The organism is Halomonas sp. CKK8 (genome assembly GCF_029625235.1).
GTDB classification, from domain to species: Bacteria; Pseudomonadota; Gammaproteobacteria; order Pseudomonadales; family Halomonadaceae; genus Halomonas; species Halomonas ventosae.
On the sequence record NZ_CP121193.1, the window covers coordinates 2,843,169 to 2,865,755 of the forward strand.

The following is a 22,587-nucleotide window of genomic DNA, read 5'->3' on the forward strand; positions in this document are numbered from 1 at the left end:
TGAGCGAAAGATGAGGGGTAAGAGAAAGGCACGAGAAGGGGCGGCAGTATAGCCCAGGCGGCCACCCTGCCCTATCGTCCCCGCCGCGAGGCCAGGCGATCGGCCAGCCGCGTCGGCTCCGGTAGCTTGGTGCGCCCAAGACAGCGGATCACCCAGTCGAGCGCCGTGGCAAGCGACACCCGATGCCCCGGCGAGACGAAGATCGGCTTCACCGTCACCCTCGAGCGCAGCACCGCGCCGATCACCTCGTCGTCCGGGCCATCGACCAGCGGCGTCCAGTCACCCCGCGCGGGACCGGGTTCGTCGTGGCGACCGCAGAGCCGCGTCTTGGCCACGCCGATGGTCGGCAGGTCGAGCCACAGCCCCAGGTGGCTGGCGACCCCGATCCGCCGCGGATGGGCGATGCCCTGGCCGTCGACCATGGCGAGCTGCGGCCAAGTGGTGAGCTGCTCGAAGGCGCCGAGCGCCGCCGGCACCTCGCGAAACGACAAGAGCCCCGGCACATAGGGCATGCGCGTCGGCTCGCGATGCACCACCCGCTCCACTATCTCAAGGGTTGCCGGCTTGAACTCGCCTGATGCAACCGGCGGCCAGGCCAGCACCACCACCGCCGCCCGGGTGATTGCACCATTCTGCTCGAAGCCGATATCCACGCCGGCGAGGTGGTGCACCGGGTCCAGGCGATCCTCGCGCTCCACGCGCCCCGCCAGGCGCTTCTGCAGCTCAATGGCGTCTCTCGGGGCGAGGTTCCAGTCGTGCAAGGGGGTAACGGGCATCGGGGCTCCCTGAAGTGACGGCGTCGCTCGGGTTAGACTACGGCTTTTGCCGCGTGACGGACCACCGGGGAGCCGACCTTGAGACTGATCCACACCGCCGACTGGCACCTGGGCCAGAGCTTCCACGGCCAGGAGCGCCACGTCGAGCACCGCGCCTTCCTCGCCTGGCTGCTCGACACCCTGGTGGCGCGCCAGGCCGATGCCCTGCTGGTGGCCGGCGATATCTTCGACGTGGTCAACCCGTCGCTGGCCGCCCAGGCGCTGCTCTACGACTTCATCGTCGACGCCCACCAGCGCCTGCCGAGCCTTGAGATCGTGCTGATCGCCGGCAACCACGACAGCGGCAACCGCATCGAGCTGCCCGCCCCGCTGATGCGAAGGCTCAACACCCACGCCCTCGGCCGGGTCTACTGGCAGGACGACGGCGACCTCGACGCCGAGCGGCTGCTGGTGCCGCTCACCGATGCCGACGGCGCGACCCGCGCCTGGTGCCTGGCGCTGCCCTTCCTGCGCCCCGCCGAGGTCACCGGCGCGCCACGGGCAAGCGAGGACGACGCGCCCAACGACTACGTCGCCGGCATCGGCCGCGTGCACACCCGGCTGATCGAGGCCGCCCGTGCCCGGCGCGAACCCGGCCAGGCGCTGGTGGCGATGAGCCACGCCCACCTGCACGGCGCCGCCGTCTCCGAGGCCAGCGAGCGGCCCATCGTGATCGGCGGCGAGGAGTCGATCTCCGCCGCCCTCTTCCCGGACGACATCGCCTACGTGGCGCTCGGCCACCTGCACCGCGCCCAGCAAGTCGGCGAGGAGCGGATCCGCTACAGCGGCAGCCCCCTGCCGCTGGACTTCAGCGAGGTGGCCTATCCCCACCAGGTGGTGGAGGTGGTGCTCGATGGCGAGGCCCTGGCCGCCACCGAGGCGCTCCCCGTACCCCGCCCGGTGGCCATGCACCGCGTCGGCCCCGCGCCCCTCGATGAAGTGCTGGCCGAACTCGAGGCCCTGGAGAGCGATCCCGCGCACCCCCAAGCTCGGGGGCGGGAGCTTTCAAGGGAACGCTGGCCCTGGCTGGAGGTACGCGTCGAACTCGAGGCCCCGATCCCCGACCTGCGCGCCCGAGTGGAGGCGGCCCTCGAGGGCAAGGCGCTGCGCCTGCTGCGCCTCGAACGTCGCCTGCCCCGGATCGAGGGCGAGGACGCCCCGGCGCGAGTCGACCTGGAGAGCCTCGGCCCGCGCAAGCTCTTCGAGCGCACCTGGGCGGCGCGCTGGGGGGAGCCGCCGGAGGCGGAGGTGCTCGCCGACTTCGACCGGCTCTGCCAGGACGTGCTCGACGCCGAGGGCGACGACGCCGGCGCGGCAGGTAACCAGGAGGTGTCGTCATGAGGATCCTCGCCCTGCGCCTGGAGAACCTGGCCTCGCTGCCCGGCCCACTCGAACTCGACTTCACCGCCGCCCCGCTGAGCGATGCCGGGCTCTTCGCCATCACCGGCCCCACCGGGGCCGGCAAGAGCACCCTGCTCGATGCCCTGTGCCTGGCGCTCTACGGCGGCACGCCGCGGCTGCGCCAGGCGCCGGCCCGGGACAGCCAGATCGACGACACCCCGGGCTCCACCCTGACCACCAGCGACCCGCGCACCCTGCTGCGCCGCGGCACGGCGAGCGGCTACGCCGAGGTGGACTTCGTGGGCCGCGACGGACGCCGCTACCGCGCCCGCTGGGCGGTGCGCCGCGCCCGGGAGAAGGTCGGCGGCAAGCTGCAGAAGGCCGAGCAGTCGCTGCGCGACCTCGACGACGACCGCCTGCTCACTACCCAGAAACGCGAGTTCGACCGCCTGCTGCCGGAGCGTCTGGGGCTCACCTTCGACCAGTTCACCCGCGCCGTGCTGCTCGCCCAGAGCGAGTTCGCCGCCTTCCTCCAGGCCGACGACAACGAGCGCAGCGACCTGCTCGAGCGCCTTACCGGCACCGCCGAGTACTCGGCGATCTCCATGGCCGCCTACCAGCGTGCCAGCAACGCCAGGAAGGCCGTGGAGGCCCTGGAAGCCAGGCTCGCCGACGACCGGCCCGCCGACGCCGAGGCCCGCGCCGAACTGGAGCAGGCGGCCGAGGCCACCCAGCGAGCGCTCACTGACCTGCAGAACCAGGCGGCATCGCTCCAGGCCCGGCGCCGCTGGCACGACGACGATGCCCGGCTGCAAGAGGCCTATCGCCAGGGCCTGACCCGGCAGCAGGGCGCCGAGGCCGACTGGCAGGCGCTTTCCGAGGCGCGCGACGACCGCGAGTGGCGCCGGCTGATCGCCCCGCAGCGCCACACCCTCGCCCGCCGGGCCGCCCTGCCCGACGAGATCGCCGCCCTGGAGGCGAGCCACGCCGAGACGACGCGAGCGCTCACCGACGCCGAGCGCGCGCACGAGCAGGCCCGCGAGGCCGCCGAGGCCAGCGAGCGCGCCCTGGCCGAGGCCAGTGAGGCGCGCCGCGAGGCCGAGCCTGCCCTGCGGGAAGCCCGCGACGAGGCCCAGCGCCTCGCCACCCACGAGAAGCAGCTCGCCGACCTGGAAACGGCCCGCACCCGGCAGCAGGCCGAGGCCACGCGGCTGGCCCGGGAGCACCGCACGGCCAGCGAGGCCCAGCAGGCGCGGCAGCGACAGCGCGACGACTGGCAGGCGACCCTCGAGCGGTTGGTGGGCACTCACCCTCGCCTCGATGCCGCTCGCCAGGCCGCTCAGCAGGAGCACGACCAGGCGGCCCAGCGCCACCTGGCGCTGGGGGAGCTCGCCAGCCGCTGGCAGGAGCTCGGTCTCGCGGAGCAGGCCCTCGCCCAGCTCGCCCGCCGGCTCGGCGACGACGAGACCCGCAAGAACAGCTTGCTGACCGAGGGCCAGAACGCTCGCCAGCAGCTCGACCGCGCCCAGGCGCATCTCGACAGCGTCGGCGCGCTGATCGATCGCAGCCGCGCCGTGCGCAGCGAGAGCGTGGCGCGACTGCGAGAGACCCTCGCCGAGGGCGAGCCCTGCCCGGTGTGCGGCGGCCACGATCACCCCTGGCGGCAGCACCCCCCGGCCACGCCGGAGGCCGCCCAGCTCGAGGCCCAGGAGGCGGAGGAAACCCGCCAGCTCGACACAGCCCGCGAGGCGCGCGACACGGCCCAGCGGCGGCGCGACGAGCTTTTCGGCGAGTACCGCGCCGTGGAGGCCGCCCTCACCCGCCACCGGCAGGATCATGAAACGGCCGAGCGGCAACGCGACGCTGCCCGCGAGGCCCTGGAGGCGCATCCCCTGCAGCAGGAGCTTGCCGCCATTGAGGCGAGCGAGCGCGACACCTGGCTTCAGGCCGAGCGCGAGGCGAGCGAGGCCCGCCGCCGGCAGGCGAGGCAACAGCTGGACGAGCTGGCCCGGGCCGAGGCCGAACTGGCCCCGCTGGAGCAGGCGCTGCAGGAGGGCCATGTCGCCCTGGCGCGCCTGGAGGCCGAGAAGCAGCACGCCGACACGGCGCTGGCCGAGCTGGACGAGCGGCTGCCGCCGCTGCGCGACGAGCGCGAGCGGCTTTCCCTTGGGCTCGCCGCCCGGCTCGGCGAGCACGCCTCGCCGGACGCCTGGCAGCAGCAGCTCGATACGCAACAGGAGCAGGCCCGCCAGGCGCGCGACCAGGCCCAGGCGCGCTGGCACGCCGCCCAGCAGGAGCAGCAGCGCCTCTCCCAGCGGGTCGAGCACGAGGCCGAGCGGCTCGAGGGGCTGCGCCGGGAGCACGATACCCTCGCCCGCGAGCTCGCCGACTGGCGAGCGGCGCACCCCGAGCTGACCGACGCCACCCTCACCCGGCTGCTCGCCCAGACCGAAGAGACGGCCCGCGACGAGGAGCGGCAGATCGAGGCCGCCGACCAGGCCCGCCAGCGCGCCGCCGCCACCCTGGCAGAGCGGCGCGACGCCCTGCTGCACCACCGCCGCGACCAGGACCTGATCGAGGAAACGGAAGAGGAAGAGCGCGACGAGGCGCTGCTCGGCGACGCCGTGGCCGAAGCGCTGCGCCGCCGCCGGGAGGCACTGGAGGCGGCCCAGGCCGACCTGGCCCCGCGCCTCGAGGAGGCCCAGCAGGAACGCGACGCCGCCGCCTTCGCCCTGAGCGATGACGATCGCAAGCGGGCACGCCGCAAGGCCGGCCAGGCCGAACTGGAAGCCGCCCAGGCCGAGTTCCGCCGCTGGGGCCAGATCAGCGAGCTGATCGGCTCCGCCGACGGCAAGGCCTTCCGGCGCATCGCCCAGGCCTACAACCTGGAGCAGCTGCTGGAGCACGCCAACGCTCACCTGAGCGGCCTCACCCGCCGCTACCGGCTGGTGCGAGGCGGCAGCCCCCTGGGCCTGCTGGTGGTGGACGTCGACATGGGCGACGAGCGCCGCTCGGTGCACTCCCTCTCGGGCGGCGAGACCTTCCTGGTCTCGCTGGCGCTCGCCCTGGGGCTCGCCTCCATGGCCTCCGGCGAGCTCACCATCGAGTCGCTGTTCATCGACGAGGGCTTCGGCAGCCTGGACCCGCAATCCCTGGCGCTGGCCATGGAGGCGCTGGACGGCCTGCAGGCATTGGGCCGACGCGTCGGCGTGATCTCCCATGTGCAGGAGATGCACGAGCGCATTCCGGTGCAGATCCAGGTGGAACCACTGGGCAACGGCACCAGCCGGGCGAGGCTGGTCAGCGGATAGGCGAAGCGCGAGAGAGTGAATGAGCTCCCGGGAAGCCTGCTGCCTCTACCGGCCACCAGTCAGGTCGGGAAAGCCTCGTTAAGCCACTTGATGAAGTTGCGCTTCTGCTTGAACTCCGTGCGAAGCTGGGTCAGCGTCTGCTCGAACGCTTCTTCCTGGACCGGGGTGACAAGCGAGCCCTTCAGCTCCTGCAGCAGGGCGATGCCCTCGCGATAGGCCCGGTTGTTGGTCTGGCAAACGCTATGGCGCACCAGGCGCAGGTACATCGGCAGGCTCTCGTCGGGGTCCTTCAGCGCCTTGGCCAGCTGGTGCAGCAGCCCCGGACCCACCGCCCGCTCGGCGCACAGCGCCTGGGCCTCGGCCAGGCGCCCCTCGAACAGGTAGAGCTCCAGCAGGCTGTCGACCATCCGCGGGCCCCAGCCGAAGGGTAGCTGAGGCGTCTGATCGAGCCCTTCCACCAGCCAGTCGTGAGCGCGCTGGCGATAATCGATGGCCAAGTTGTGCTCGTCCGCCAGGGCCGCCAGTTGGCGGTAATCGGCTAGCTGCCGCGTCTGCTGGTAGATGTCCCACTGCAGTGCCGCCGCGGCGTCTACCTCACCACGCTGCAGGTGCAGGCGCACCTCGAGCCGCTGGCGTTCCACCTGCTGGTGAGGAAACTGATGGGACGCCGTCCGTTTCGCTCGCGCCAGCCATGTCTCAAGCTCGTCCCAGCCCCCATGTTCGATGCACAGCTCGGCGGCATCCAGGCAGTCGCGCTCCTTGCTGGCGGTCTTCTGGTAGAGCGCCAGCATCGCCGACAGGTCGCCGGCGGCCTTGGCACGCTCGAACAGGGGGCGACGCAGGCGAATGTAGCGATACTGCTGCGACCAGCCCGCCTCTGCCGGCAGCGCCGGCAGGGCGTCCCAGGCCTGTTGCAGGCGGGCGTGATAGGCCGCCATGCCCGCCTCACCCAGCGCCTGGGCATAGGCGTCGGGAATCGACGGATAGCTATCCTCGCTGCCACCAAAGGCCTTGTCATAGAGATAATTCGCCAGTTTCTCGGGCGACCAGTCGAGCCGCGTCGCGGTCTGGACATGCAGCGTCTGCAGCGTCGCCTCGCAGTGGAAGCGAAAGCCGCCGGAGTCGTCGATGGTCTCCAGCGCGCGGCCCAGGCGTGAGAGGGCATAATCGACCAGCGTCAGGCACTGCTCCGCGGGAAACTGCGGCGCCTGCTCAGCGAGCTGTTCGACGACGGCCTCCGCCCTGGCGAAGTAGGCACTCACCTGGCCGTAGCGGTAGAGGTCGCGGTTGAGGGGGAACGCCGCGGTGATGCGCTTCTTCAGCGCCTTGTGATCCAGCACGCCAAGCACCGCATCGGCCCGCAGCGACCACTGCTGGCGCAGCACCGGGTCATTGTCGATGAGGGATTCGAGCGCCTCGACGAGAGAGGCCTTGTCCATCTGCTGCAGATAGGCGCGAATCCGGTCCGAGGCATCGCCCTCCGTCAACCGCGTCTGCTCGGCCTGGTCCGCACGGTATGCCAGGGCGGTCGCCACGCAGTGCTTGCAGAAGTCGATGCCCTCTGAGGCCGGGCAGTCGCAGCCGCCCTCCAGGCCCCGCTTGCTCAGCTTCAGCACCACCCGATAGCGCTCGCTGCCCTCCACATCGGCGGTGATGGTAGACCCCTTCCGGTTCCAGCCAACCACCATGCCCTCGCGGTAATACTCCACGCCACGGCCGAACGCAGCCTCGCCGGCGAGCATGACCAGCTGCCGATCGGAAAGGAGCTCCTTCTCATCCTGTCGCATCATGTCGTCCCCATGGCCTTTCTGCCGCCCCGCCGTGTCTTCGCCGGTGCCAGCGTCTCCTTGTGACTGCCGCTTTCCTTTTGTTCTCAATGTGGCTCCATCTCACCGCTCGAGAGCGTGCCCGATTAGAATAGGGTCGGGCCTTATTTTAATTTATGGCCGAAGTTAAGATAAGGCTTCGCGATGCGAGGCGGCCATCAACTGCTGGGGGGTTGAGCACACAATATCCAGACGCTTGGCGCTGCTGGTGATGGACCACGACATGGGAGACGAATGCCGCTCAGTGCACTCCCTCCCCGACGGGGTCAAGAATCACTGTAATTCTCAGATTGTCCCTCGCTGAATTAGGGACGCTTTGCCAGGCTGGCCCCGAGCTGGCGACTCAACGGCCACTCTCGGCATCACGCGCCGTGGTAGCCATCCTCCTCGGGGTTCTCGTGCTCACCCCGGGGAAGCTTGCCGACCCACGAGAGGGCGCCGGCATACTCCCGGTGAGGAAAGGTGTGGATGTCCAGCACCTTGAACAGGTGATCCTCCAGATGGGCGAGGTGCTTGATCCACTCCTTGTCGGTGATCACGGCGACACGATGGTAGCGCTCGAGGTCGCCGAGCTGGGTCAGGCCGTAGCCGACGTCCTTGAGCAGAGCCGTCAGGGTCATCCAGCGCAGGCCATCGAGTTCGGCCAACAGGCTGATGCGGGGATGATTGCGCTTGGCGGCCTCGATGGCGTCGATGGCCTGCTGCAGCTCCCGGGCCGAGACCACGCCGCCGATCTTCATGGCCACAACGTGATCCGCCGGGTGGGTGATGAACTCCAACATGGTGATCTCCCTGGATCGTGGAGGATGAGAACGCCCTGAGTGCCTTCAGCATAGCCGCATGGGCTCGCCTGAGCCGCGCCGGTTCAGCCTGCCTCATGAATAAGGCGAGCACACCTATTCCTGCGAGTAGATTAGAAAAACTTGTTGGCATTTCCGGCAGGTTCCGGTGTATTCCCGGCCACCCTTGGACACAAGAACGCTCTTCCAGCCGCAGGCAGGGCATGGCTGCTTCATGGAGGTATTGGTGCTGCAGCGGCCACACTTCACATAGAAGCCGTACTGGCCATACATGCCGGTGAGCTGATGGGCCTCGCCGCACTGCTTGCAGGCCACCAAGCTTTTGGCCTGAACGGTAGGCTCGGTCTGGAAGGAAACGTTTTCCGGCGCCGGTGAAGCCGAGTAGTGTGGAGCAGACTCGGCAACGGGGGCGGCCGGTTCTGGCGTGGCGGTTTGGCTATCGCTGCCCGCCGAGGCGATGCTCACCTGGGCAGTATGCTCGAGCAGGAAGCTGGCGATATTGGAGAGCTCTTGTTTCGAAAACTTGGGCTTGGCCTTCAGATACTCCGTGAGGATATTGCCCACCACCTCTCGAACCTTCTTGGCTAGAAATTCTGTCTTGACCACCCTATCGGCGACATCCTTGGGCATCTTGTCGCGATGCAGGATGGCCGTACTGGAAATGGCACATAGCACCTGCCAATCGCGCCCGCCTACCTTGGTCTGTATACCCAGCACCTTGCCAAGCATTTTCTCGATGTTATCTCTGAGCAAATGATGCAAGAGCTGCTTCTGTAACTCTCCCTGGCGGATCGGCGACGGGATCCCCATCCAGTTGCCCTGGTAGCTGCGCGACCACTCGCCGGCGGCATTGACCGTGACCTCGCCGACAATGCTCTTGGACTCGACAATGATGAAGCCGTAGGGGTGGAGGATCAGGTGGTCGATCTGCGCCCGCTCGCCGCGGTGCTCGAGGCGCAGGTCGTTGATGACGTGGATCTGCTTGTGCTCGCCGAATTCTCGGCGCAGCTGGAAGGCGACGTCCTGCTCCTGCTTGTGACCGTAGTAGGCGCGCTCGTCGCCGCCACGGCCCTCCCCGCTGGGGTAGGCATCCTTTTCCTTAAGGATCATGGGCTTGTCCCTGCATGTCGGCCCAGTTGCCGGGCCATCGCTGACGCGTTGCAACATTTCGTTACCGGTCAGCCTGACACCAAAGCGGCCTGAGGGCCAGCCATGCAAATGGTCGCAGGGAGGAAGGGCGAGTGGGCCTAGGCGGATCGGCGGCCGCTGGGGTCGAGAATCTCCCGGGCCATCTCGCGCCCCTGGGAAGTGAGGCGCAGGGCCTCGCCCTCGCGCACGATCAGCCGCTGGTCGCTACTGCGCTGTACTACCCGGCCGGCCTTGGCGGCATCCCAGCGCAGGTGGTCGCGCAGGGCGCGGATGACGTTCTCCTCGCCCTGCTCCGGCCCCCCCTCGTGATTGTAGAGGTGCACGGCGAGGGTGCGGATCTCGTTGTGGCGGCGCTGGCCGCGGCGGCGCAGCAGCTGGGCGACCACGCCGTAGCGCGGCCCGGCGAGGAAGGCCAGCATCAGGAAGACGCCGGTCATCACCGCCATCATGCCGCCGATCGAGACGTCCCAGGCCACCGCCAGGGCGTAGCCGCTGACGCTCGAGGCAATGGAGACGGCGATGCCATAGAGGAACATCAGCCACAGCCGGTCGGTGAGCAGGTAGGCGGTCGAGGGCGGCACGATCACGAAGGCAACGAAAAGCACCGCCCCCACCGCGTCGAAGGCCGCCACGGCGGTGCCACTGGTCAGCAGCAGCAGCCCGTAGAAGAGCAGACCCGGTGCCAGCCCCAGCGCCCGGGCCAGCGCCTCGTCGAAGGTGGCGAGTTTGAGCTCCTTGAAGAACAGCACCACGAAGGCGGCGTTGAGCAGCGTCATGGCCCCCATGGAGAGCAGCGAGCGCGGCACCCGGTAGTCGCCGAGGGTCACGGTATCGAGCCACACGAAGCCGATCTCGCCGAGCAGCACGGTGTGGGTGTCGATGTGCACGTCCCGGGCGTAGAGGTTGAGCAGCAGCACGCCGATCGAGAACAGCACCGGGAAGACCAGGCCGATGGCGGCGTCCTTCTTGACGCGCCGGGTGCTGACCAGAAGCTCGGTGAGAAACACCGTGAGCACGCCGGCCAGGGCGGCGCCGAGGATCTGCACCGGGCCGCTCTGCTGATGGGTGATCAGCCAGACGATGACGATGCCGAAGACGATGGAGTGGCCGATGGCGTCGGAGAGCATGCTGGTGCCGCGCAGTACCAGGAAGGTGCCCACCAGGGTGGAGGCGATGCCCACCAGGGCGCCCACCAGCATGATCTGCAGGGCCACGTTGTCGAGCAGGGCGGTCAGCATCAGGCGTCCTCCCGGCCGAGGGATTCCAGTACCCGCTCGGCCTCGGCGATGCCCGCCGGGGTCAGCACCCAGCGCCGGGCTGGGCCCGGCTCACCGGGCGGCGAGGCCTGCCATTCGGCGAGGCCCCGGCGCATCAGCTGGCGCAGCACGGCGCGGGTGCGCAGGCCGTGGTAGGTGTCGAGCATGCCCTGCTCCGAGCGGTAGACCGGGTCATCGTGGTGCACGGCGAGTCGGTAGAGGGTGGTCAGCACCTGCTGGTGGCGCAGCCGGCGCCGGGCGCGCAGGCGCCGGATCGCCTCCCACAGGAAACCGCGCTCAGGCGCCAGGGTCAGCGACACCAGCACCACGCCGGAGACGCTCAGGATGATCAGCGGCCCGGTGGCGAGTCCGCGGGAGAGCGCGCTTAACAGCGCGCCGAAGATCCCGCCGGCCACGCCGATCAGCGCGGCCAACAGCACCATGTCCTCAAGCCGGCGGCTCCACTGGCGGGCGGCCACCGCCGGGGCGATGATCATCGCCGCCATCAGCACCACCCCGACCATCTGCAGCCCGACCACCACGGCCAGCGCCACCATCACCGTGAGCAGCACCTCGAGCCAGGCCACCGGCATGCCCAAGGAGGTGGCGAACTCGGGGTCGAAGGAGACCAGCTTGAACTCCTTCCACAGCGCCGCCACCAGCGCCAGCGCCACGGCGGTAATGCCGCCCATGATCCACAGGTCGGAGCGCAGGGTCGCCGCCGCCTGGCCGAACAGGAAGGCGTCGATCCCGCCTTGGGAGGCGTTGTTCATGCCCTGGATGTGGGTCAGCAGCACCACGCCCATGGCGAAGAAGACGCTCAGGGTGATGCCGAGACCGGCGTCGGTCTTGAGACGGCTCATGCGGGTCAGCAGCAGCATCACCAGGGCGGCCAGCGCGCCGGTGGCCAGCGCCCCGAGCAGGATGCTGCCGATCTCCCGGGTGCCGGCGATGATGAAGCCCAGGCAGACTCCGGGCAGCGCCGCGTGGGACATGGTGTCGCCGAGCAGGCTTTGCTGACGCAGCACCGCGAAGGTGCCGAGCACACCGCTGACCAGGCCCAGCAGGGCCGCCCCGGCGACGACGTTCTGGATGGTGTAGTCGGAGAGCAGCTCGACGACGCTCATTCGACCCGCTCCGCGGGCTCGACGGTCTCCTCCCCGGAGAGGAATGTATCCTGGTCGAGCAGGGCGATCTGGCCGCCGTAGGCCTGGCGCAGGTGGTCGGCGGTGTAGACTTCGGCGACTGGCCCCTGGGCGATGACCCGCACGTTGAGGATCAGCAGCCAGTCGAAGTAGCTGCGCACCGTCTGCAGGTCGTGATGCACCACGATCACCGTCTTGCCCTCGTCGCGCAGGCGGCGAAGGATGTCGACGATGGCCCGCTCGGTGGTGGCGTCGACCCCGGCCATGGGCTCGTCGAGGAAGTAGACGTCGGCCTTCTGCACCAGCGCGCGGGCCAGGAACACCCGCTGCTGCTGGCCGCCGGAAAGCTGGCTAATCTGGCGACGGGCGAAGTCGGCCATGCCCACCAGCTCCAGTGCCGCCATCGCCTCGTCACGCTCGCGGCGCCCGGGACGGCGCAGCCAGCCCAGCCGGCCGTAGAGCCCCATGGTGACGACGTCGAGCGCGGTGGTGGGGAAGTCCCAGTCGACGCTGGAGCGCTGGGGCACGTAGCCGACCCGGCGGCGCTGTGCCTTGTAGGGGCGCCCGTGCAGGGTGACGTGCCCCGCCACCGTGGGCACCAGCCCCAGCACGCTCTTGATCAGGGTACTCTTGCCGGCGCCGTTGGGGCCGACGATGGCGGCCATCACCCCGGGCGGCACGTCGAAGTCGATGTCCCACAGCACCGGCTTGCTGTGGTAGCTGACGGTCAGGTCCTCGACGTGCAGGGCCAGATCCGGTTCGTGTAGCGTGGTCGACATGGGGCTCTCCCGCGGGATGGCGGCTCTAAAGGTGGCGGTCAGGACGAGGGGCTCGTCGGCAGCAGGCGATCAGCTGGCCGGGATCTCCCAGCGCTCGGCCCAGCCTTCGAGGGCCTCGGGCAGCGCGGCCAGCTCGCCACCGAGCGCCTCGACGATGTGCCGGGTGTTGGCGTGGAGCATGCCGATGTAGGTGCCGCCGGCGGTGCCCGCCTCGCCCATGGCATCGGAGTAGAGCTGGCCGCCGATCTCGACCTCGTGGCCCTTCTCGCGGGCGGCGTCGATCACCGCCTGCACGGTGCGCGGGTTGATGGTGCTCTCGATGAACACGGCCGGCACCTCACGCTCGATCACCACCTGGGTCATGCGGCGGATGTCCGCCACGCCGGTCTCGGTCTCGGTGCTGATGCCCTGGATGCCGGCGACCTCGATGCCGTAGGCGCGGCCATAGTAGTTGAAGGCGTCGTGGGCGGTGACCAGGATACGCTGCGCCTCGGGAATCGTCGCGATGCTCGCCTCGATCCAGCCGTGCAGCGCCTCGAGCTGGCTGGCGTAGGCGTCGGCGTTGTCGCGGATGTCGGCCTCGCAGTCGGGGCGTGCCTCGGCGAAGGCGTCGGCCAGGGTCGGAATGATCCGCGACCAGAGCGAGACGTCCATCCACAGGTGCGGGTCGATGCCGTAGACGTCCTGCACGGTGATCAGGCTTCCCGTGTCGATGGAGGACGGCGCCACCGCCACGGTGGGGGTGATCTCGGCGAAGCGTTCCAGCACGTTGCCGAGCTGGCCCTCCAGGGAGTAGCCGGAGTAGAAGATCTGCTCGGCCTGTTGCAGGGTCTCCACGTCCCGGGCGCTCGCCTGGTAGAGGTGGGGGTCGACCCCTGGCCCCATGATCGCCGAGACGTCGGCGCACTCACCGCCCACTTCGCTTGCCACGTCGGCGATCATGCCGATGGTGGTCACGGTGGTCACCGGCGGCTCGGCCGCCATCGTCTGGCCGCTCAGCGCCAGCGGCACCAGCAGGCCCAGCATCCTCTTCCAGCGTGTCATCTGCCTTTCCCCATTAACGTGGCCAAATGCGGTCAAGTATAGCCTTTGCTATACGACAGGGTAACGCGGGAGTGCTCCCGCGCATACAGCGTTCTCGAAGGTCTCTAGTGATGGCGTCCCGACGTGGGTCGATCGGTGTGGCTCGGCGGCGGCGGCCCGCCCGACGCGGCATCGAGGTCGTTCAGCCGTCGTCGAGAAAGCGCTCGAAGGCCGCGAGGGTCTCGCCGCTGACGTGGTGCTCGATGCCCTCGGCATCGAGGCGGGCGGTCTCGGCGCTGACCCCCAGCTTGCGCAGGCAGGCCTCGACGAGGCGATGGCGCCGCCGGCTCTCGGCGGCGAGGCGCTCCCCCGCCTCGGTCATGGAGATCCCCCGGTAGGGCCGCTTGACGATCAGCCCCTCCTCCGCCAGGCGCTTGAGCATCTTGGCCACGGTGGGCTGGGCGACGCCGAGGCGACGCGCGATATCGATCTGCCGGGCCTCGCCGCTGTCGGCGATCAGGTCCGAGATCAGCTCGACGTAGTCCTCCGCCAGCTCGGTACGCCGTGCATCGCGCGCCTTGCGAAAGCCCTGAACGTGGCTATCCGGCTCGATGAGTCGCCCATGGCGGGGCTTAAGCGCTGATGTCATCGGATCCTGACCTGAATTGATAAAAGGCTGGAAGGAGAAGCGTGGGGGCTTGGTTCCCTCATGATGCCTTGCGACAGCAGGAATGCAATTTTGGCGGCGCGCAGTACTGCCGACGGCACCTCGGCACGCCCGCTCGAGACACAGAACCCGCTCGGCTCGCCATGCTCGGCCATAAAGGCAGAGCAAAATGCCACATACAGGCCTGACTTGCAGGCTGTATCACTATGAGATGACCGCCAACTGGTATACTCCTTGCTTATCACATCACGAGGGCCTACCCGGCCCGAGTGATCACGGCGCCCTACCCGGGAACCGAACGAACGAGGAGAAACCCGATGTCATCCGATCCGGTGACCCTGATGGTGGCGCGCCGCGTGGCCCGCGGCCGCTACCAGGACTTCAGCACCTGGCTCGAAGAGGGCCGCGAGCTCGCCTGCGACTTTACCGGCTACCTGGGCTCCGGCGTGCTGGCCCCGCCGCCCGGCGAGGACGAGTACCAGATCATCTTCCGCTTCCGCGACGCCGACACCCTGGCCGCCTGGGAGCACTCCGCCTCGCGCCGGGCCTGGCTGGCCCGCGGCGAGGGGCTCTTCGAGGCGCCCCACGAGCACCGCGCCAGCGGCCTGGAGGGCTGGTTCCAGGACGCCACCGGCCAGGCGCCGCCGCGCTGGAAGCAGGCGATCGCCATCTGGCTGGCCTTCTTCCCGATCTCGCTGGTGTTCCAGGCGCTGTTCGGCGAGGTGCTCGCGCCCCTGCCGCTGCTGCCGCGCGTGCTGATCGCCACCCTGATGCTCACCCCGGTGATGGTGTTCGTGTTCATCCCCCTCTCCATGCGCCTGCTGGGGCCGTGGCTGCGCGGCGAGCTCACCCCCTTGGCGCTTTTCCGCCGCCGCCTGCACCAGCGCAGGGCATGACGCCCCGGTGGCTCCTTGAGCGGCTCGTCATTAACGGCTAGGGTCCACTTGCCGACCCAAGACGGGCGACGCCCTAGCTATTCCGAAGAAGGACAGTGACCCGATGAGCGCTGAACAACACCGCATAGTGCTGCTGGATGGGGGCATGGGACAGGAGCTCAGGAGGCGCAGCGATCGCCCTGCCACGCCGCTGTGGTCCGCGCAGGTCATGCTGGACGAACCGCAGCTGGTCACCGACGTCCACCGCGACTTCATCGACGCCGGCGCCCGGATCATCACCACCAACAACTACAGCGCGACGCCCCAGCGCCTGGCGCGCGACGGCGATCCCGCCCTGTTCGCGCCGCTGCAGGCCACCGCGCTGGATGCCGCCCGCCAGGCCCGCGAGCAGAGCGGCCAGGCGGTGCGCATCGCCGGCTGCCTGCCCCCGCTGGTCGCGAGCTATCACTCCGAGGTCGTGCCGGACGACGCCATCTGCCTGCGCGACTATCGCCGGCTGGTCCAGGCCCAGGCCGAGGGGGTCGACCTCTTCATCTGCGAGACAATGACGCTGACCCGCGAGGCGCTGACCGCGACCCGCGCGGCGGTGGAGCACGGCGTGCCGGTGTGGGTCGCCTTCACGGTGGACGACAGCGACGGCACGCGCCTGCGCTCCGGCGAGCCGCTGGCCGAGGCCGCCCGGGCGGTGGTGGCGGCCGGCGCCGCGGCGGTGCTGGTCAACTGTTCGGTGCCAGAGGCGGTGACCACCGCCATGGCGGCGCTGGCCGATCTCGGCGTGCCGTTCGGCGGCTACGCCAACGGCTTCACGGCGGCGGCGGATCTCGCCCCCGGCGGCACGGTGGAGGCGCTGGAGACCCGCGAGGACCTGGACCCCGCGGGCTACGCCGAGCATGCCTGTCGCTGGGTCGAACAGGGCGCGACCATCGTCGGCGGCTGCTGCGAGGTCAGCCCGGTGCATATCGCCGCCCTGGCCGAGCGCCTGACCGCCCAGGGATACCATGTGGTGTCTTCGTTGGTACCAGCGGAGTCGTGAGGGTCCGCTGACTCTCACCAGTGCCCCTGTGCGGGTGTCACGGAGCCTCGCCGCCGGGTCTCGCCTGCACCACGGCACGCGGCGACCAGTCCCCGCAGGCGCATCCTGGCCGCCAATGGAACAAGGCATGACCAAACCTCAACGCCCCAGGTGCCCCTCGAACACCTTCATCAGCTCGCGCTTGTCCTCGAAGCCGATTCCCGGTACCTGCGGCAAGGCCACCTGTCCTTCCTCAATGGGCGTGGAGTCGGCGAAGCCACCGAAGGGGGCGAAGACCCGCGGATAGGACTCGTTGCCGCCCAGCTTGAGGCCGGCGGCGATGTTGAGGGCGAACTGGTGGCCGCCATGGGGGATGCACTGCCGCGAAGACCAGCCGTGGGCGCGCAGCACCTCGAGCATGCGCAGGTACTCCACCAGGCCATAGCCGAGCACCGGGTCCATCTGCAGGATGTCGCGGTCGGGACGCATGCCGCCGTAGCGCAGCAGGTTGTGCACGTCCTGATGGGAGAAGAGGTTCTCGCCGGTGGCGGTGGGCGGCGCATAGTGCTCACTCAGCTGCTGCTGGAGGGCGTAGTCCAGGGGGTCGCCGGCCTCCTCGTACCAGCGCACGCCATAGGGGGCCAGACCATCGGCGAAGGCCAGCGCGGTGCGCAGGTCGAAGCGGCCATTGGCGTCCACCGCCAGGCGCCCCGCGTCTCCCACGATGTCGATGGCAGCCTCGACCCGCTCGAGATCCTCGGCCAGCGGCACGGCGCCAATCTTCATCTTGGTGCAGGTGTAGCCCAGGTCGAGGTAGTCGCGCATCTCGTCCTGCAGGCCCTGGATCTGCTTGCCCGGATGGTAGTAGCCGCCCGCCGCATAGACGGCGACGCGCTCGTCGGGCTGGCCGTCGCCGTGGCGCTCGGCCAGCAGCTGCGCCAGGGGCACGTCCTCGACCTTGGCAACGATGTCCCAGATCGCCATGTCGATGATGCCCACCGCCACGCTGCGCTCGCCGTGCCCTCCCGGCTTCTCGTTGGCCATCAGCACCGACCAGACCTTGAAGGGGTCCAGGTTGTGGCCGCTGTCGTCGAGCAGCGCGCCCGGCTCAGCGTCGCCCAGGCGCGGCAGGAAGCGCTCGCGCAGCAGCCCGCTCTGGGCGTAGCGGCCGTTGGAATTGAAGCCGTAGCCCACCACCTGGCGGCCATCGACCCGCGCATCGGTATAGAGGGCCAGGATGGAGACGTCCATGGTGGCAAACGAGATATAGGCGTTGGCGATGTCCGAGGCGATCGACACGCGGGCCTCGCGGATATCGGTGATTCTCATGGATGACTCCTAGAACAGCAGGCCCGTCGGCAGGCGTACATTGAGCACTTCCTTGAAGGTCAGATAGAAGACGATGACCAGCCCCAGGATCACCGGGGTCCATCTCAGCAGGCGCTGCCAGGTCACCCGTGTCTCGACCCGGGCCAGGTACCAGGTGAGGGCGAAGAAGGCGATCAGCGTGGTCACGAGGAACCCCAGCACCTCGACCAGCCCCCACCAGAGGAAGAACCCGGCGATCACGGTGAACAACCGCCGGGGGCTGCCGGTGATCTCGACCTCGCGACCGCCGGGGCGGATCACACCCTTGACGATCAGCGCGACCGCGATCAGGCACAGCAGCACCAGGATGGCCCGGGGGAAGATGATGCTCAGCCGGCCGATCTCCTCGCGGGGCAGCCAGAGCACAGCGGCGAACACCAGGCCGACGGTGCCCGCGGCGATATCGGTGTTGAGGCGCAGGATCATGGCGACCTCCCGTCGTCCTCGTCGACCCTGTCCAGCAGCCCCTTGCGCGCCAGCCACATGGGCACCAGCGTGGTCGCGGCCCCCAGCAGCACCATGCCGGCGAGCACCATGGAAAGCGGATTGTGCAGCAACCTCAGCCAGGGGATGGGATCGACGACTGCCGCCATCAGGGTCTGCACGTAGCCCTCCTCGGCGATCCCGCCGAGGATCAGGCCCAGCACGATGGGCGCGGGCTGGATGCCGATCAGGCGCAGGAAGTAGCCGGCGGTGCCCAGGATCAGCATGATGCCGACATCCAGCAGGCTGTTGCGCAGGGCAAAGGTCCCGAGGATGGTCACCATGGCGATGCTCGGCACCAGGAAATAATAGGGCGTGCGGATCACCACGCGGTGGATCAGCCGTCCGCCGAGCAGCCCGACCGGCAGCAGCAGCAAGGCCGCCATCCCCATGGAGAGGATGAAGCCGTTGGTCAGCACTCCGGACTCGGTGAACAGGTCGAGTCCCGGGCGCAGGCCGTGCATCAGCAGCACGCCGAGGATGATGGCATCCGGCGGCGCGCCGGGAATGCCCAGGGTCAGCAGCGGCACCATGCTGCCTGCCACCATCACGTTGTTGCTCGACTCCGAGGCCACCACGCCGTCGACGTTACCCTTGCCGAAACTCCTGGGGTCCTTGGAGAAGCGCCGGGCCTCGTTGTAGGCCACCAGGCTGGTGACGTTGCCGCCGGCACCGGGAATGATGGCGATGATCTGGCCGATCAGGCAGGAGCGGATCAGGTTGACCGGCTTGCCGAAGATACGCCGGGCGATGCTCAAGATGGAGACTTCCTTCTTGCGCAGCTCCGTCTGCCCGGGCAGCGCCCCCCGCCCCTCGGCGGCCATGGTCAGCAGCTCGGGAATCACGAACAGGCCGATCAGCGCCACGATCAGCTCGATGCCGCCCTGCAGGGGCGGATAGCCGAAGATGAAGCGGGACTCGCCACCCACGGGCGACACGCCGATGGTGCTCAGCAGGATCCCGATGCAGCCGCCCAGCAACCCCTTGAGCAGGGAGTCGCTGGAGAGGCTCGCGACCAGGGTCAGCCCCAGCATCGCCACCCAGAACATCTCCGACGGCCCGAAGGCCACGGCCCACCGCGCCAGCGGGGGCGCCAGCACCAGCAGGAAGATGACCCCGACGATCCCCCCAGCCACCGAGGCGATGGTCGCCGCGGCAATGGCTTCATAGGCCCGGCCCTGGCGGGCCATGGGATAGCCGTCGAAGGTGGTGGCGATCGACGAGGGAGTGCCAGGGGTGTTGATCAGGATGGCCGTGAAGGCGCCGCCGTAGATGGAGCCCATGTAGACGCCGCCCAGGGCCATCAGTCCCTGCAGGGCCTCCATGGAGAAGGTGAAGGGCAGCAGCACCGCCAGTGCCATGGTGGCCGTGAGTCCGGGCATCGCCCCGATGAAGAGGCCCGCCGATACGCCCACCAGCACGGTGATGACGCTCTCGAAGGTCAACAGGGAGGCCAGCGCCTCGAGGAGCATGTCCATGCATCACTCCACCTGGGGCCATGCGCGCATGGCCCCGTTTTGACTGGAGAGGAAGGGGGCCAGTGGCCCCCGCGGCACAGGAGGAAGGGTTACTCGGCGTCCTCGAGGATCGGGCCGTAGGCGTCGCGGAGCATGCCGATCACCTCGTCGATCTCGTCACCGGTGATGTCTTCCATCACGAAGCCAAGCGGCTCCTGCTTCTCGGCAATCTGGCGATTGGCCTCGGCGAAGGCCTCCTCGAGAGTCTCGACCACCTCGTCCGGGGTCCCCTTGGGCACCGCCACGCCGCGATAGGCGCCGCCGACGATGTCATAGCCCTGCTCCTTGAAGGTGGGCGCATCGGGCAGCGCCTTGACGCGCTCCTCCGAGGCCACCGCCAGTACCTTGACGCTGTCGGCCATCTCGGTGCCAAGCATGGTGTAGTTGAAGATGCCGGCGACATGGCCGCCCTCCAGCGCCCCCTTGAGTGGACCGGTGCCGGAGAAGGGAATGTAGGTCAGGTCGATGCCGGCTTCCTTCTCGAAGCGCAGCATGTCGAGGTGGTTGGCGCTGTAGGTACCGCTGCCGCCCAGGGTGATCGCCTCGGGGTTCTCCTTGGCGTCCTCGACGAGGTCCTCGAGGGTGTCGTAGGGACTGTCGTTGTGCACGATCAGGGCGTTGGGCGTGGAGTGGAAAAAGGTGACGATCCGCCAGTTGTCGGTCTCGTAGCCCGCGTTGTTGCGCTGGATCGGCTGGCCGATGATATGCGGGATGTTGACGCCGATGATCTCGTAGCCATCCGGCTCGGCGCTGTTCTGGAACTCACTCCAGGCCACGGCCCCGCCGCCGCCCGGCCGGTGGGTCACGTTCACCGAGACGCCCAGTTCCTCTTCCAGTATCGGCTCCTGGAAGCGGGCCGTGACGTCCGATTCACCACCCGGATCGAAGGGGATGATGTAGGTGATGTCCTCTTCCGGGTATTCGGCATGGGCGGCGCCGGCCAGCCCCACGGCGGCGACGGCCGTCATGGCGAGCACCAGCTTCTTGTACGTGAACTTCATGGCATGCTCCAGACGTTGTTGTGTCGTGATCGTCTCCTGGCAGCCGAGTCGTATCGTTGTGCGTGTTGTCTCGCCCGGCTACCGGGCCCCAGCGTCTCAACACCCGTCGCTGATGGCCTGTCCTGAAGCTAGCCGAGTTGTAAAAGTTGTCAAGATTGTCACCCCTCGAACACCCGCCGCCGTGAATTGCGCAAATGCCGCTGCATGCACCGGTCGGCCCGCTCGTCGTCGCCGGCCAGGATGCTGTCGTGGATGTCGCGATGCTCCTGCTGGACCTCCGGGACATGGTGCTCCGGGCGCCTGAGGCCCAGCCCGCGTGCCAGGTTCTGGCCATAGGTGATCGCCGCTTCGAGCGAGAGCAGGGTGTCGGAGAAGAAGCGGTTGTGGGTGGCCCGGGCGATGGCAAGGTGGAAGCCGAAGTCGGCATCCACCCCCAGGGCGTTGTCGCGGATGCGCTGCTCGAGCAGCGCCAGCGCCCGCGTGAGCGCCGCCCGGTCCTCGCGTGTGGCCTTGAGCGCCGCCAGGCGGGCGGCCTCGGACTCGACGGCAATCCGGAACTCGAAGCAGCGCTGGATGTCCGCCAGGCTCTCCAGCGGGGCGAACTCCAGCATGGCACGATCGGGGCGACGCTGGACGAAACTGCCGGAGCCGCGATGCGAGCGCACCAGGCCATCGTCCCGCAGCCGGGCCAGGGCCTCGCGCACGATCGGGCGGGACACGCCGTAGCGGTTCGCCAGCTGCTCCTCCGAGGGGAGGCGCTCGCCCTCCGCGAAGTCGCGGTTGATGATGCGATCGATGATGTCGCCGTAGACGCGATCGCTGAGCTTTTCTCCCTTGCGGCCTGGCTCGCCGCTCAGCGCCTCGTCGGAGGCGCGTTTCTCCACCCGTGAATCCATGGTCGTCCCCTGCGGCTTTCCCACAGCATAAGCCACCCCTCGCCCGCTGAGGAGCGTCCAGCCGGCCGACCAGCCGTGTTAGGCTTGGCCAACACTAGCTACCCGGGAGCCTGATCATGACCGCCGCCGAGATACTCGACCGCCTGGTGGGCTTCGCCACCGTCTCGCGGGACTCCAACCTGGCCCTGATCGAGTGGGTCGAGGGTTGGCTCGACGACCACGGCGTGGCGCACTGGCGGGTGGAGAGCGACGACGGCCGCAAGGCCAACCTGCTGGCGCGCATCGGCCCCGCCGTGGCCGGCGGCGTGGTGCTCTCCGGCCATACCGATGTGGTGCCGGTGGACGGACAGCCCTGGTCCACCGCCCCCTTCACCCTGGTCGACAAGGGCGACGGTCGGCTCTATGGCCGCGGCACCTGCGACATGAAGGGTTTCATCGCCTGCGCCCTGGCGGAGGTCCCCCGCTGGGTGGAGCAGGCACTGGCGACGCCCATCTGGCTGGCGTTCTCCTACGACGAGGAGGTGGGCTGCATCGGCGCCCCGCGGATGATCGAGCGGCTGCTGGCCGACCACCCTCGCCCCGCGGCGGTGATCGTCGGGGAGCCGACCATGATGCACCCGGTGGTGGCCCACAAGGGGGCGACCAACCTGCGCACCACCGTGACCGGCCGTGCCGCCCACTCCAGCCAGGTGAACCAGGGGGTCTCGGCAATCCACGCGGCCGCCCGCCTGGTGACGCGCATCGAGGACGTGATGGCCGAACTCAGGGCCGAGGGGCGCGTGGACGAGGCCTTCAACGTGGTGCACTCGAGCCTGCACGTCGGCAAGATCGCCGGCGGCACGGCCATCAACATCATGGCCCGGGAGTGCAGCTTCGAGTGGGAGATCCGCCACCTTCCCTCGGATCGCTTCGAGGAGCTGCTCGCGCGCGTGAACGATACCGCGGCCGGGCTGGAGGCCGAGATGCGAAAGCGTGCGCCGGACGCCGCCATCGTCACCGAGGCGCTGAACACCACGGTGCCGGCACTCGCCGACGACAACAACGCCGAGGTGCTCGCCCTGTGCCGCGACCTGCTCGACGAGCGCCCCGCCGGTGCCGTGGCCTATGCCACCGAGGCCGGGCAGTTCCAGCGCGAGGGACTGCCCACGGTGATCTGCGGGCCGGGGAGCATCGGCCAGGCCCACCAGCCCGACGAGTATATCGACATCGAGCAGCTCGAGGCGGGCGCGGCCTTCATGGCGGCACTGGGCGAGCGGCTGCAACGAAAGTAGAATGCCGGCTCCCTGTCCATCGCTGCCTGGA

The 22,587-nt window shown here is 69.0% G+C and carries 19 protein-coding genes; 5 read left to right on the forward strand and 14 right to left on the reverse strand.

From position 1 onward, the window contains the following. Positions 1–71: 71 nt before the first annotated feature. On the reverse strand, positions 72–776 hold the full coding sequence (gene nfi, locus P8934_RS13450; RefSeq protein ID WP_278031495.1) for a deoxyribonuclease V: 705 nt from the start codon (positions 774–776) through the stop codon (positions 72–74). Positions 777–854: 78 nt separating this feature from the next. Between nfi and P8934_RS13455 the strand changes: the two genes are divergently transcribed. Together P8934_RS13455 and P8934_RS13460 are read left to right on the forward strand one after the other, a co-directional pair. After that, entirely contained in the window at positions 855–2,156 is a 1,302-nt protein-coding gene (locus tag P8934_RS13455) for an exonuclease SbcCD subunit D C-terminal domain-containing protein (RefSeq protein ID WP_278031496.1), read from the forward strand. Further along, positions 2,153–5,467, forward strand: coding sequence for an AAA family ATPase (locus P8934_RS13460; RefSeq protein ID WP_278031497.1), 3,315 nt, complete (start codon positions 2,153–2,155; stop codon positions 5,465–5,467). The genes P8934_RS13455 and P8934_RS13460 overlap by 4 nt, the downstream gene beginning before the upstream one ends. A 59-nt stretch (positions 5,468–5,526) precedes the next feature. Here the strand turns inward: P8934_RS13460 and P8934_RS13465 are convergent, their stop codons facing one another. From P8934_RS13465 to mntR, 8 genes are all read right to left on the reverse strand, one after another. Next, positions 5,527–7,257, reverse strand: coding sequence for a hypothetical protein (locus P8934_RS13465; RefSeq protein ID WP_278031498.1), 1,731 nt, complete (start codon positions 7,255–7,257; stop codon positions 5,527–5,529). Positions 7,258–7,655: 398 nt separating this feature from the next. After that, complete coding sequence (locus P8934_RS13470; RefSeq protein WP_278031499.1) at positions 7,656–8,075, reverse strand: STAS/SEC14 domain-containing protein; 420 nt, start codon at positions 8,073–8,075, stop codon at positions 7,656–7,658. 114 nt (positions 8,076–8,189) lie between these two features. After that, entirely contained in the window at positions 8,190–9,203 is a 1,014-nt protein-coding gene (locus tag P8934_RS13475) for a nuclease-related domain-containing protein (RefSeq protein WP_278031500.1), read from the reverse strand. A 137-nt stretch (positions 9,204–9,340) separates the two neighbouring features. Then, complete coding sequence (locus P8934_RS13480; protein WP_278031501.1) at positions 9,341–10,480, reverse strand: metal ABC transporter permease; 1,140 nt, start codon at positions 10,478–10,480, stop codon at positions 9,341–9,343. Further along, a complete protein-coding gene (locus P8934_RS13485) occupies positions 10,480–11,625 on the reverse strand; it encodes a metal ABC transporter permease (protein ID WP_278031502.1) in 1,146 nt (381 codons plus the stop codon). Before P8934_RS13485 ends, P8934_RS13480 begins: the two co-directional genes overlap by 1 nt. Then, positions 11,622–12,422: a metal ABC transporter ATP-binding protein gene (locus P8934_RS13490; RefSeq protein ID WP_278031503.1), complete on the reverse strand. Its 801-nt coding sequence runs from the start codon at positions 12,420–12,422 to the stop codon at positions 11,622–11,624. Before P8934_RS13490 ends, P8934_RS13485 begins: the two co-directional genes overlap by 4 nt. A 69-nt stretch (positions 12,423–12,491) precedes the next feature. Continuing rightward, complete coding sequence (locus tag P8934_RS13495; RefSeq protein ID WP_278031504.1) at positions 12,492–13,466, reverse strand: zinc ABC transporter substrate-binding protein; 975 nt, start codon at positions 13,464–13,466, stop codon at positions 12,492–12,494. 181 nt (positions 13,467–13,647) lie between these two features. Continuing rightward, a complete protein-coding gene (gene mntR, locus P8934_RS13500; RefSeq protein ID WP_278031505.1) occupies positions 13,648–14,094 on the reverse strand; it encodes a manganese-binding transcriptional regulator MntR in 447 nt (148 codons plus the stop codon). Between the two features lie 335 nt (positions 14,095–14,429). Between mntR and P8934_RS13505 the strand changes: the two genes are divergently transcribed. Together P8934_RS13505 and P8934_RS13510 are read left to right on the forward strand one after the other, a co-directional pair. Next, on the forward strand, positions 14,430–15,008 hold the full coding sequence (locus P8934_RS13505) for an antibiotic biosynthesis monooxygenase (RefSeq protein ID WP_278031506.1): 579 nt from the start codon (positions 14,430–14,432) through the stop codon (positions 15,006–15,008). A 103-nt stretch (positions 15,009–15,111) separates the two neighbouring features. Further along, positions 15,112–16,041, forward strand: coding sequence for a homocysteine S-methyltransferase family protein (locus tag P8934_RS13510; protein WP_278031507.1), 930 nt, complete (start codon positions 15,112–15,114; stop codon positions 16,039–16,041). 138 nt (positions 16,042–16,179) lie between these two features. Here the strand turns inward: P8934_RS13510 and P8934_RS13515 are convergent, their stop codons facing one another. The 5 genes from P8934_RS13515 to P8934_RS13535 all read right to left on the reverse strand — a co-directional run bounded on the left by P8934_RS13515 (position 16,180) and on the right by P8934_RS13535 (position 21,285). Next, positions 16,180–17,349 carry a mandelate racemase/muconate lactonizing enzyme family protein gene (locus P8934_RS13515; protein ID WP_278031508.1) on the reverse strand — a complete coding sequence of 390 codons (1,170 nt, stop codon included), beginning with the start codon at positions 17,347–17,349 and terminating at the stop codon, positions 16,180–16,182. 9 nt (positions 17,350–17,358) lie between these two features. Then, on the reverse strand, positions 17,359–17,814 hold the full coding sequence (locus tag P8934_RS13520; RefSeq protein ID WP_278031509.1) for a tripartite tricarboxylate transporter TctB family protein: 456 nt from the start codon (positions 17,812–17,814) through the stop codon (positions 17,359–17,361). Next, the gene (locus tag P8934_RS13525) at positions 17,811–19,349 is read right to left on the reverse strand and encodes a tripartite tricarboxylate transporter permease (protein WP_278031510.1); all 1,539 of its coding nucleotides are present in this window, start codon (positions 19,347–19,349) and stop codon (positions 17,811–17,813) included. The genes P8934_RS13520 and P8934_RS13525 overlap by 4 nt, the downstream gene beginning before the upstream one ends. A gap of 89 nt (positions 19,350–19,438) precedes the next feature. Next, positions 19,439–20,389 carry a tripartite tricarboxylate transporter substrate binding protein gene (locus tag P8934_RS13530; protein ID WP_278031511.1) on the reverse strand — a complete coding sequence of 317 codons (951 nt, stop codon included), beginning with the start codon at positions 20,387–20,389 and terminating at the stop codon, positions 19,439–19,441. 158 nt (positions 20,390–20,547) lie between these two features. Then, complete coding sequence (locus P8934_RS13535) at positions 20,548–21,285, reverse strand: FadR/GntR family transcriptional regulator (RefSeq protein WP_278031512.1); 738 nt, start codon at positions 21,283–21,285, stop codon at positions 20,548–20,550. A 116-nt stretch (positions 21,286–21,401) separates the two neighbouring features. Here P8934_RS13535 and argE point away from each other — a divergent pair, with 116 nt between their 5' ends. Next, complete coding sequence (gene argE, locus P8934_RS13540) at positions 21,402–22,556, forward strand: acetylornithine deacetylase (RefSeq protein WP_278031513.1); 1,155 nt, start codon at positions 21,402–21,404, stop codon at positions 22,554–22,556. Positions 22,557–22,587: the final 31 nt, after the last annotated feature.